Raw genomic sequence first — 11771 nt, forward strand, 5'->3', positions numbered from 1 at the left:
AAGATGAATTTGCACATTACGAAGGAAACAGACGACAAGAAGAAACGCCATGTAAATAAGATGCTATATGAATATAACCTAAAGCATTTTCCGGAGGATTTAAGAGGAAGATACCAGGAAATCAACCTATACTTGATGGACGAAGATGATAACGTCCGCGGCGGGTTATTGGGAGAGGTCTGCTGGAATTGGCTCGAGATCCATATCCTAATGATAGATGAAGACCTGCGCAAGGATGGCTACGGATCCAAATTAATGCAGCAAGCAGAGGAGATTGCTGTTGAAAACAAATGCGACTTCATCAAAGTGGATACGCTTAGCTTCCAAGCTTTGGACTTCTACAAGAGGCACGGCTATGAAGTGTATGGGGTACTCGACCAGGTTGGCAGGGACCATGAGCATTATTTTTTGAGGAAGGTATTATAATTAACCGTCAAGTTTACTATATTTTAGTTGGTCTTTTTGTTGAATTTGTAGTGGTAGAAAATAAAATCGGTCAAAATGGAAATATTTTTTACCTAAAGGTGCAAGCAGAGGGGGAAAGCCCGGTTATCTGCTTGCTTTTTTAGATAGTGCTACGTCTAAAAGAAGAAACTTGATGATTTCGGCCTTTCTACTAAAACCGGAAAATGAGATATGCACAAAAAATAAGATTTGTGATGAAAAATCCCTGTCTTTTGCGGAAAAATCTTCATGTTATGCACAAAAATCCATGTTTGCGGTGAAAAAATCCAGTAATATGCACAAACCGCATAAAATGACAGGTTCCGACATAACTAAAAAGACAGAATTATGTGTTACATAGCCATTTCGCCATTGTCGTAGTTGATCTGCCAGTGGATTCCGAATTTATCTGTCACTTGACCATAGAGCTTGCTCCAAAAGGTTTCCTGTAGTTCCATTCCGACGGTACCGCCATCTTTTAATTGTTCATACCAGGATTTTAAATCATCCATATTTTTACTGATTAAAGCAAGGGTTATGTTGTTGCCTGCCACAAATGGCTGACCAGGGAATGTATCAGAAAACATAACATTGCTTCCGTCGATGTTAAGACGTGTGTGCATCACCAATTCTTTTGCTTCCTCTGGAAGTGGATAATCCGGATTCGGTGGGGAATCACCAAAAGTCATGATTCTAGGTGCTTCTGTTTTAAAAACCCTTGCGTAAAATTCAACTGCTTCCCGACAGTTACCATTGAAAACTAGATATACATCTACAGACATTCTTTATTTCACTCCTCTTCACTATTTAAGTACAAATCTATTTTATCCGAAAATCTACATGATAGACAATTTAATATGGAATATTCTATTCCTCCATTTTTTTTATGATTATTGATAGGTTTTCATGATAATGAACGTACTACTAGGCAGGTACCGAAATTAGAGCAAGGGAGGGAACAGTTTGAGGGTAACAGAAGAAAATGTTGTACAACAAATAAAGCTTAAAAATGAAGAAAGTATCACGTTCCTGGTTGATACATATGGAGGATTGATGAATGCGATTGTCCGGAAGTACCTTACAGGCAATCAACAGGATATCGAGGAATGCTTCTCCGATGTATTGGTGGCAATCTGGTACCATATTGAATCTTTCAATCCGGAAAAAAATGAATTTAAGCAATGGATTGCTGCTATTGCAAAGTATAGATCTATTGATTATGTAAGAAAATCAGAAAAGGCAAGGAAGCATAGAGCAGCTTTCGAGTTTGATGAAAGCAAGTTGTGCCGGAAAGATATAAGGGAATCGGTGCCTGATATAGGCAGCTTGTTAAAGGAATTGAATGATACCGAAAGGGCGGTATTAAAAAGCTATTATGTTGAAGGTATTTCATCGAAGGAGATTGCAAATCAATTCGAGGTAAAAGAATCTTGGGTCCACAACAAGCTTTCGCGAGGAAGAAAAAGATTGAGGACCATACTATTAAAGGGTGAGGTGTAGGGCATGAACATCTATAAAGAGTTGAATGATGTGAAACTTGATATTAGTGAGATTGAAGAGATTCCTCTTCCGATAAGTGAAAGAAAACGGATAATCAAGGATGTCCATCAAAAAATCATTCCGAATCAAAGGAAGAAAAAATGGGTAATGGCAGGCATTGCGGTTGTGGCAGCTTGTGTGATCGGTGCCACAACGATAACAATGGACCGAGGCACCATTGCAAGCATGCCTTTTGTTGCAGAACCTATTGAAAAATATATTAATGAGTTGCAGCCAAGTGATTATTCCTCCTTTAAAACAGTAATTGGAGAAACAGCAGAGAACGGTATAGGAAAATTGACATTGAATGAGGTTATGATGGATGATCAGCACCTATTTTTAAGTGCAACCTTTTTGCCAGCAGAAAATGTGGACTTTGACTATCAATCAAATATTTTTCCGACAGTGAAAATCAATGGGCAAGACTATACGGTTACAACGGGTGCACAATCCATTGAATTGAACAATAGCATGTTTACGATTTATAATGACATAGATTTAAGTCAAGCCTTTGAGACAGAGGAACTAAATATTGAGATCAGTTATGATAAGTGGGAATTCGATACCGTAATAGAACAACCTTGGACGTATGATGTGAATATTTCTCAAAAACATTTGCTCGAACAGAAGAAAGTATTTGCTCTGAATAAAGAAGTCACTTTAAATAACGGAGAGGTTGTCACAATAGATAAGATAGTTTCCACACCGATTTCCACGACGATTTACTATGATTTATCCAAGAGCGCAAGCGAGAATATTTACTTTTCCATTCAAACAGAAGATGGATTGTTAAAGGAAAATGGGGGTAGCTCTTTTGTATCCAATGAACAAGGGGAAGTTTCCACCATCCGAATTAATGGACTGACGTTGAAGGATGAGAAATATTATTTGGTGGCTCATGATATGGATCAGGTTTTGTTGAGTGACCTTATCCCTATAAATTAGAATCTTAGAGGGGCATTACTGAAACAACGGTAATGCTCTTTTTAAATACATAAAAATAGTAAATAAAAAAACTCGCCAAATTGACGAGTCTTCTGCTTTTAATTCTGGTGAAGATTATCTCTCCTTCAACTCCAACATATACTCTTTCCCTTTCTGTACATATGTATCAATCGATAGCTGAATTAGTTCCACATCTTTGTCCGTGATTTCCCGAATAACTTTGCCCGGAGATCCGACAACTAGCGAACGGGGAGGAATCTTTTTTCCGGAAGGGATCAGTGTGTTCGCACCTATGATGCTTTCTTCCCCAATTTCCGCTCCGTCCAAGATGGTAGACCCCATCCCGATAATACATCTTTTCTTCACGGTACAACCATGCAAAATCGCATTATGTCCAACTGTTACCTCGTCCTCAATTACAAGCGGGAACCCTTCATACAGATGAGCTGTCACGTTATCCTGGATGCTGCATTTCTTTCCGATGCTGATTGGTCCTTCATCACCACGCAGTACAGCATTAAACCATACGGTCGACTCTTCACCGATGGTAACATCCCCTATAATATGTGCCCCCGGTGCCACAAACACAGATGAACCCACATTTGGTTCCTTCCCACCATATCGATATAGCATAAGCCTCTTACCCCTTTCGGTCCTTTTTCGTATTGTCCAGCTCCGGGCACTTGGGACTATCAAACTTCCCTCACTTCCCTACGATAAGTCAACATCGACGCTTGTGCTGTTCGTGTTTCCTATATCTCAGGAAGCTCAGTCCAATTTGTACGTCCCAGAGCGAGCGCCCTCCACTTTTCGTATTGTCTAAATATTAAAATTAGTATAACATTATTTTTACGAGGGGTGAAAGAATAGATGAATAAATTAATAGATATATTGAATATACAACTACCAATCATTCAAGGAGGAATGGGGAATATCAGTAATGCCCGGCTTGCTGCCGCTGTCTCGAATGCGGGAGGCCTGGGAACAATCGGTGCCGGAACGATGCAGCCGGAAGAAGTGGAAAAGATAATACTAGAAACAAAGCAGCTTACCAACAAGCCTTTTGCGGTCAATGTTGCACTTTCTGTGTCCCCCTATACAAAAGAAATACTGGGTATGATCATCAAGCATGCCGTCCAGGCGGTCTCACTTTCTGCCGGAAATCCTGCTCCTTTTATTCCAAAATTGAAGGAGCATGGTGTAAAGGTCATTTGTGTAGTGGCTTCCCCTAAGCAGGCGGTGAAAGCTGAAAAAGCAGGAGCGGATGTTATAGTAGCAGAGGGATATGAAGCAGCAGGAATCAATTCGAATCTAGAAACGACTACGTTCACCCTGATTCCGCAAATCGCTTCAAAGGTCACCGTCCCGATTGCAGCTGCTGGAGGGATAGGTGACGGAAAAGGTCTTGCAGCTGCACTTGCACTCGGAGCATCTGGCGTCCAAATGGGAACGAGACTGATTGCTACAAAGGAAGCTCCATTCCACGAGGAATACAAGAATACCCTTCTGTCTGCTGATGATCAGGGAACTGTCATTGTAGGACGTTCTGTGGGGAGAGTAAGAAGGGTATTGAAAACTCCCTATTCAGACTACTTGTTAGAAAAAGAGGCAATCGGAATAACACTAGAGGACTTCAACGGCTTGACGACAGAGGAGCATCACAAGCTTGGGGCTCTTCAAGGAAAACTAGACAGAGGGTTTATCAATGGCGGCCAGATTTCAAGCATCATTTCAGATATTCCGAGTGTTGAAGATCTATTCGTCTGTATAATGAAGGACGCAAAGGAAGAATTAATGCGTGCCAGTAATCTAATATAAGATTTGAAAAAGGCTTCCAGTAATACGGAGGTCTTTTTTTATTCTGTTAGAAAAAAAGGGTTTTTGGGATGGATGGCGTATTTATCTTAAAATAATAAAATATATAAAATTTTTAGAATATATTGACACTATAAAAAATGGAGTGTTAATATAACGTTGAAAAAACGAATCTCTCTTTTATCATGATAGAATACATAATCTGTAAGAGCTTCATTATTCCGGGTTTACTAGCTTGTAATATTTTTCATTTTGCAAGCTTTTACAAAATATAAGGGGGATATTTATGAAAAAGTTTCGTTTGAAATCAGCATTGGCATTAACTGCAAGCTTCATGTTATTGGCTGGGTGTGGGTCAAATTCCACAAGCACAGGCGATAAGGAAGAGAAACAGGTCGTCATCGGTGTAACCCAGATTGTGGAACATCCTTCCTTGGATGCTGCTTTTGCTGGGTTTAAGAGGGCACTTGAGGAAAACGGCTACAAAGAAGGCGAGAATGTAAAGTATGATGTTCAGATTGCACAAGGGGAAATGAGCAACAGCCAAACGATTGCAGGGAATTTCGTTGCGGATGAAGTGGATTTGATTTTTGCCAACTCCACTCCTAGTGCGCAAAGTGCGCTTCAGGCAACAAAGGACATTCCAATCGTCTTCACCTCTGTAACTGATCCTGTTGGCGCTGAATTGGTAGAGTCTTTTGACAAGCCAGGCGACAACATTACGGGAACGTCCGATACTCATCCAGATGCTCTATCCAGTACAGTTGATTTTATGACTGGTGAGATCGGGGCGAAATCCATTGGGGTACTATACAATGCCGGAGAACAAAACTCTGTTGTTCAAGTAGAAGCTTTGAAAGAACTAGTGGAAGCAAAGGGTGCGAAATTGGTGGAAGCATCCGTTTCAAACTCTGCCGAGGTTAAGCAGGCCGCAGAATCCTTCATCGGACGTGTAGATGCCATCTATATCCCAACTGATAATACAGTTGTATCTGCATTCCAGACTGTAGTTGGTGTGGCAAATGATGAGCAGATTCCATTGTTTGCAGGTGAGCTTGATTCCATGAAGCTTGGAGCTGTAGCTGCCAGCGGATTCAGCTATGAGGATCTTGGCTATGAAACAGGACTGATGGCAGTGAAGATTCTGAAAGGCGAGAAGAAAGCGTCTGAAATCCCGGTATCCTACCCACAGAATCTGAAGCTTGTCATCAATACAAAAGCTGCAGAAGCACAAGGTGTGGAAGTGAAGGATGCCTGGACGGAAATCGCCGAATTCTTTGACGGCAAATAATCTTTAGGCTCTTTTCGTAAAGTTTGTTGCTGCGAAAACAGCAAATTTTCAAGACAACAAGGAGATGATTCTAACATGAGTATAGCAATTTTCAGTTCAGTCGAATTAGGAATCATCTACGCAATCATGGCCCTAGGGGTATATTTATCCTTTAGGGTCCTTGATTTTCCGGACCTTACAGTAGATGGTAGCTTTGTAACAGGGGCAGCGGTTGCTGCAACAATGATTGTAAATGGGTCTAACCCGATATTAGCTACGGTCGTTGCGATGGCTGCTGGTTTTGTAGCAGGTTGTATCACCGGAGCCTTACATACTTTTGGAAGAATTAATGCTTTATTATCAGGAATTCTGATGATGATTGCCTTGTATTCCATCAATCTAAGAATCATGGGCAGGTCGAACGTTCCCATGCTGAATACGGAGACTTTCTTTACAAAGCTTCGTACATGGTGGGAGGGGACAGGCATTGATCCACTTATCAATAATGCATTTGCCTCCGTCGGGTTAGGGGAGTTTGTTCCAAGAACCTGGGGTGTCATCTTTGTCATGATCATCGTAACGCTCGCAATCAAGTTTATTACGGATTGGTTCCTTAAGACGGAAATTGGACTTGCGATAAGAGCTACCGGTGACAATAAGAGAATGATTCGCAGCTTTTCAGCAAATACAAATGGCCTTGTCATCCTGGGGCTTGGGGTATCGAACGCAATGGTCGCATTTTCTGGCGCACTGATTGCCCAGCATGGCGGATTTGCCGATGTGGGAATGGGCATCGGGATGATCATTATAGGACTTGCCTCCGTCATCATAGGAGAAGCCCTATTCGGAACAAAAACAATTGCAAGAACCACACTTGCTGTAATCGGTGGGGCGATCATCTACCGGATAGTCGTAACACTTGCACTTCGTGTAGATTTCCTGGAAACGGGCGATATGAAAATTATCACTGCCACTATTGTTATCATAGCACTTGTTGCACCTAAAATAATGGATGCATATAAGGAAAGAAAGCGGAAGCGGCAAAAAATGCTGAAGCTGCAAACTTTGAATGCAACCAGAGGAAAGGGTGATGAGCGTGCTTCACTTAACTCAGATTAACAAAGTGTTCAATGAGGGTACCTTGGATGAAAAAAATGCTTTGGATCATGTGAATCTATCCTTGGATAAAGGCGATTTTGTCACCATCATCGGAAGTAACGGTGCCGGAAAGTCAACCCTGATGAATATGATTTCAGGCGTATTGACGCCTGACACAGGGACAGTCGAGATTGATGGGAAAAATGTCACCTTCATGTCTGAGCATAAACGCGCAAGATATATCGGCAGAGTGTTCCAGGATCCGATGGCAGGGACGGCACCGTCCATGACAATCGAGGAAAATCTGGCAATGGCATATTCTCGAAACAGAACACGCACCTTTAGGCGTGGAGTTTCCAAACAAAGAAGAACATATTTTAAAGAAGTATTGGAAACGCTCCATCTTGGCTTGGAAAACCGTTTGACAGCCAAGGTCGGTCTGTTGTCAGGAGGAGAGAGACAAGCACTCTCCTTGCTGATGGCGACCTTTACCGAGCCTTCGATCCTCCTGCTTGATGAGCATACTGCTGCGCTTGACCCATCCCGTGCAGAGCTTATCACCAATATCACCAAGGTGATTGTCGCTGAAAAAGGGCTGACCACACTTATGGTGACGCATAACATGCAGCAGGCACTCGATCTTGGAAACCGCCTGATCATGATGGACAAGGGGCAGATTATCCTAGAAGTCGGAGAAGAAGAAAAGAAGACATTGACCATCGAGCGGCTACTACAAGAGTTCCAGAGAATACGTGGCGAGCAGATGGCTAACGACCGAGCTCTGTTGAGTTAAGGTTAGACAAAAATTAAGAATCCGCCGGGGCACTTTATGTGTTCCGGTTTTTTCGTCTGGTAAGGATAAGGGGAACAATGCATTCTAATGCTCAATTATCAAAATGAAGTGATTATTTACAAAATTTCTACAATTTATTGACGGTTTATTTAACGAAATGTTATTATAGCGTTGAATAAACGTTATACGTTTTGGGGTGAAGAAGTTGAAGGCTGGTTTAAAGGAAGGCACTCAAAAGAGTCTGTCAGTCAAAGTTACTCCCTCCATGTTTGCGCAATTCGAAGGGAAAGTGGTTCACCCAGTCTATTCCACGGCCACCATGGTCTATCATATGGAATGGGTTTCGCGTCAAATCATTCTTCCCTTTTTGGAAGAGGAGGAAGAGGGGATGGGAGCTGAGGTTTCCGTAAAACACCTCTCACCTGCAGCCGAAGGAACAGAATTGGTTCTGGAAGCAACAGTGATCAGCTTGAACCGGAATAGTATTCTGACAGAAGTCACCGTTAAGGCGGGGGAAAGGCTTGTTGGAACAGGGGAAGTAAAGCAGGCTGTACTGCCAAAAAGCAAGATAAATAGAATAATAGGGCAAGACTAAACAAGAATATTAGATAAAAAGGGTGGTCGTGTTGACAAATTTGAAAACGCTTACTTCTGAAGTGGGGGGAATGGATATGTTCGACAAAATCCAGAATCATCAGCAGGTGGTCTTCTGTAATGATCCTGATACAGGTTTAAAAGCAATTATCGCCATACATAACACTACATTGGGTCCAGCACTCGGAGGATGTCGCATGCAGCCTTATCAATCTGTTGACGCGGCACTTTTTGATGTATTGCGCCTTTCTAAAGGAATGACATATAAATGTGCAGCTGCTGACGTGGACTTTGGCGGAGGGAAGGCGGTCATCATCGGGGATCCCATTAAGGATAAATCCCCTGAGCTGTTCCGAGCATTCGGACAGTTTGTCGAGTCACTGAATGGCCGCTTCTATACAGGAACCGATATGGGAACGTCCCCTGAGGATTTTGTACATTCCTTAAAAGAAACGAACTGTATTGTCGGTGTGGATGAAGTATACGGCGGCAGCGGTGATTCATCGGTACCGACAGCTCAGGGCGTCATCTACGGTATTGAAGCAACCAACTTGACTGTATGGGGCTCCAAAAATCTATATGGCAAAAGCTATGCGATCCAGGGGCTTGGGAAAGTCGGCGCAAAAGTGGCTGAGCAGCTTTTACATGCAGGTGCTGACTTGTATGTTTCAGATATCAATGAGTATGCAATTAATCAATTGGTCACTAAAGCAAAAGAGATTGGAGCCGGAATCAAAGTGGTAGGCGGAGATGAAATCTATTCTGTGGAAGCGGATGTCTTTGTTCCGTGTGCGCTTGGCGGCATCATCAATGATCATACAGTGGAACAATTAAAAGTGAAAGCGGTAGTCGGGTCTGCGAACAATCAGTTGATTGAAAACCATCATGGTGCGATGCTGCAGGAAAAAGGGATTCTTTATGCACCTGATTACATCGTAAACGCCGGTGGTCTCATCCAAGTGGCTGATGAGCTATATGAGCCTAATAAAGAAAGAGTTCTGAGAAAAACGAAAGCCATCTATAATTCATTGATGGATGTATATAAAGAGGCCGAAAAAATGAATATTACGACAGTGGAAGCTGCCAATAATTTTTGTGAACAGCGTCTGGCGGACCGTACACGCCGAAACAGCTTTTTCACCCATTCAAAACGTCCAAAATGGTCTGTGAGAGTATAATAGATGGAGGGAAAAGGAATGGAGAACCAATTTCCGATAAAAGTATTGATGGATGAAAACGGAAATCTTACAAGTGAGAAATACTCATCAAAAATAACCAAAGAACTGACAGAAACTTTTTATAAAAATATGTTGCGGATCCGTACGTTTGATAAAAAGGCGATCAGCCTTCAGCGACAGGGAAGAATTGGAACCTACGCCCCATACGAGGGACAGGAAGCCTCCCAGGTTGGAAGTGCTCTTGCTTTAAAAGAAGAAGACTGGCTATTTCCATCCTACCGTGACCATGGAGCAACAATGACATTCGGGCATTCCTTGCGAAATATCCTGCTCTTTTGGAATGGCAGAAATGAAGGATGTGTTCCTGCAGAAGGCAAAAAGGTGTTTCCCCCGGGAATCCCTATTGCCACTCAGCTCCCACATGCAGTTGGAGCAGCATACGCCGAGAAAAGAAAAGGAACAAAGAATGCAAGTATCGTCTATTTTGGTGATGGCGCGACATCGGAGGGTGACTTTCACGAAGGCTTGAACTTTGCAAGCGTTCTTCAGGCTCCTGTCGTCTTTTTCAACCAGAACAATGGTTATGCCATTTCCGTTCCCTTGTCCAAGCAGATGAAAACCGCAACTATTGCCCAGAAAGCCCTGGCCTATGACATGCCTGGCTACCGGATCGACGGCAATGATATTTTTGCGGTTTATTTCCTCACACTGGAAGCATTGGACCGGGCACGAAATGGGGAAGGACCTACTCTGCTTGAGGCGGTTACCTGGAGGTATGGCGCCCACACCACGGCAGATGATCCGACCAAATATAGAAACCAGCAGGAAAGTGAAGAAAGAAGGGGAACGAGAGATCCCATCCTTCGCTTGGAGCGATTCATGAAAAATAATGGCTGGTTCAATGAGGAAGAGAAATCCGTATGGCTTGACGAAATTTCAGAGGAAATAGACAGCGCAATAGCAGAAATGGAACGTTTCCCTAAAGCGGATCCTGCAGACATGTTCGACCATGTTTTTGAAAAGCCAACCTGGGGAATTCAGCAGCAAAAACAAGACCTTCTTCAAGTGTTAAGGGGTGAAACCAGATGAAAACGGCAATTAAAACGAATACCTTGACAATGGTCCAGGCAATTACAGACGGATTGGATACCATGTTGGGAACGGATGAGAACGTTGTGCTGATGGGGGAGGATATTGGCGTCAACGGTGGAGTGTTCCGGGCAACAGAAGGATTGCAGGCGAAATTCGGGGAAGACCGCGTGATGGATACCCCATTGAGTGAAGCCGGATTTGTTGGAGCCGCGATTGGTATGGCTATCAACGGTTTCAGACCAGTGGTGGAAATTCAGTTCCTTGGATTCATCTATCCAGCATATGAACAGATTATGACCCATGCCTCCAGACTCCGAGCTAGAACGATGGGGCATTTTACCGCACCGATGGTAATACGGGCCCCCTATGGTGCAGGAGTAAGAGCTCCAGAAATCCATTCGGACTCAACGGAAGCACTATTTACCCATATGCCCGGGATCAAAGTGGTTTGCCCATCCAATCCCTATGATGCAAAAGGTCTTTTGATTTCTGCAATCGAAGACCCGGACCCGGTCCTGTTTTTGGAGCCGATGCGCTGCTATCGTTCGCAAAGAGAGGAAGTACCGGAAGGAAAGTATACAGTGGAGATCGGAAAAGGAAAGATTTGCAAGGGAGGCGACGATGTTACTGTCATTGCCTGGGGTGCAATGATCCCTGTTGCCATGCAGGCAGCTAAAGAAATGGAACAAAAGGGAGTCGGCTGTGAGGTAATCGATCTTCGAAGCCTATACCCGATTGATAAGGATATCATTTCCGAGTCCGTCCAGAAAACGGGAAGGACTGTCATCATTCATGAAGCACATGCTGCTACAAGTGTCAGCGGGGACGTGATGGCCATCATCAACGAAACATCCTTCCTGTATCAAAAGGCTCCAATTGAGCGGGTAACAGGGTTTGATGTCCCGGTACCTTATTTCGGATTTGAGGATTATTATTTGCCTACAAGTAAACGAGTTTTGGCAGCCATAGAAAAAGTGATGAAGTTTTAGGCCTTGGAGGTGCA

General features: G+C 43.1%; 13 protein-coding genes. 11 read left to right on the forward strand and 2 right to left on the reverse strand.

Going from position 1 to position 11771, the window contains the following annotated elements:
• The first annotated feature begins 3 nt into the window (after window positions 1-3).
• The gene (locus tag ABN702_RS08195; RefSeq protein ID WP_417900211.1) at window positions 4-426 is read left to right on the forward strand and encodes a GNAT family N-acetyltransferase; all 423 of its coding nucleotides are present in this window, start codon (window positions 4-6) and stop codon (window positions 424-426) included.
• 371 nt (window positions 427-797) lie between these two features.
• Here ABN702_RS08195 and ABN702_RS08200 read toward each other — a convergent pair whose 3' ends face one another.
• Window positions 798-1226 carry a VOC family protein gene (locus tag ABN702_RS08200; RefSeq protein WP_417900212.1) on the reverse strand — a complete coding sequence of 143 codons (429 nt, stop codon included), beginning with the start codon at window positions 1224-1226 and terminating at the stop codon, window positions 798-800.
• Window positions 1227-1407: 181 nt separating this feature from the next.
• On the opposite strand from ABN702_RS08200, the gene ABN702_RS08205 reads away from it, so the two are divergent.
• Both ABN702_RS08205 and ABN702_RS08210 read left to right on the forward strand, forming a co-directional pair.
• Window positions 1408-1944 carry a sigma-70 family RNA polymerase sigma factor gene (locus ABN702_RS08205; protein ID WP_417900213.1) on the forward strand — a complete coding sequence of 179 codons (537 nt, stop codon included), beginning with the start codon at window positions 1408-1410 and terminating at the stop codon, window positions 1942-1944.
• Window positions 1945-1947: 3 nt separating this feature from the next.
• A complete protein-coding gene (locus ABN702_RS08210; RefSeq protein WP_417900214.1) occupies window positions 1948-2928 on the forward strand; it encodes a DUF4179 domain-containing protein in 981 nt (326 codons plus the stop codon).
• Between the two features lie 114 nt (window positions 2929-3042).
• Here ABN702_RS08210 and ABN702_RS08215 read toward each other — a convergent pair whose 3' ends face one another.
• The gene (locus tag ABN702_RS08215) at window positions 3043-3561 is read right to left on the reverse strand and encodes a gamma carbonic anhydrase family protein (RefSeq protein ID WP_417900215.1); all 519 of its coding nucleotides are present in this window, start codon (window positions 3559-3561) and stop codon (window positions 3043-3045) included.
• 237 nt (window positions 3562-3798) lie between these two features.
• On the opposite strand from ABN702_RS08215, the gene ABN702_RS08220 reads away from it, so the two are divergent.
• The 8 genes from ABN702_RS08220 (at window position 3799) to ABN702_RS08255 (ending at window position 11757) form a co-directional block, all read left to right on the forward strand.
• The gene (locus ABN702_RS08220; RefSeq protein WP_417900216.1) at window positions 3799-4746 is read left to right on the forward strand and encodes an NAD(P)H-dependent flavin oxidoreductase; all 948 of its coding nucleotides are present in this window, start codon (window positions 3799-3801) and stop codon (window positions 4744-4746) included.
• A 283-nt stretch (window positions 4747-5029) separates the two neighbouring features.
• The gene (locus tag ABN702_RS08225) at window positions 5030-6034 is read left to right on the forward strand and encodes an ABC transporter substrate binding protein (protein ID WP_417900217.1); all 1005 of its coding nucleotides are present in this window, start codon (window positions 5030-5032) and stop codon (window positions 6032-6034) included.
• A gap of 75 nt (window positions 6035-6109) precedes the next feature.
• On the forward strand, window positions 6110-7132 hold the full coding sequence (locus ABN702_RS08230; RefSeq protein WP_417900218.1) for an ABC transporter permease: 1023 nt from the start codon (window positions 6110-6112) through the stop codon (window positions 7130-7132).
• Window positions 7110-7904: an ABC transporter ATP-binding protein gene (locus tag ABN702_RS08235; RefSeq protein WP_417900219.1), complete on the forward strand. Its 795-nt coding sequence runs from the start codon at window positions 7110-7112 to the stop codon at window positions 7902-7904. Before ABN702_RS08230 ends, ABN702_RS08235 begins: the two co-directional genes overlap by 23 nt.
• Window positions 7905-8109: 205 nt before the next feature.
• Entirely contained in the window at window positions 8110-8499 is a 390-nt protein-coding gene (locus tag ABN702_RS08240; protein ID WP_417900220.1) for a thioesterase family protein, read from the forward strand.
• A gap of 70 nt (window positions 8500-8569) precedes the next feature.
• Entirely contained in the window at window positions 8570-9676 is a 1107-nt protein-coding gene (locus ABN702_RS08245; RefSeq protein ID WP_417900860.1) for a Leu/Phe/Val dehydrogenase, read from the forward strand.
• Window positions 9677-9694: 18 nt separating this feature from the next.
• The gene (pdhA, locus tag ABN702_RS08250; protein WP_417900221.1) at window positions 9695-10765 is read left to right on the forward strand and encodes a pyruvate dehydrogenase (acetyl-transferring) E1 component subunit alpha; all 1071 of its coding nucleotides are present in this window, start codon (window positions 9695-9697) and stop codon (window positions 10763-10765) included.
• Window positions 10762-11757, forward strand: a complete 996-nt coding sequence (locus ABN702_RS08255) for an alpha-ketoacid dehydrogenase subunit beta (protein ID WP_417900222.1) — start codon at window positions 10762-10764, stop codon at window positions 11755-11757. The genes pdhA and ABN702_RS08255 overlap by 4 nt, the downstream gene beginning before the upstream one ends.
• Window positions 11758-11771: the final 14 nt, after the last annotated feature.

Source organism: Bacillus haimaensis (assembly GCF_048270625.1).
Classification (GTDB): Bacteria; Bacillota; Bacilli; order Bacillales; family Bacillaceae_I; genus Sutcliffiella_A; species Sutcliffiella_A haimaensis.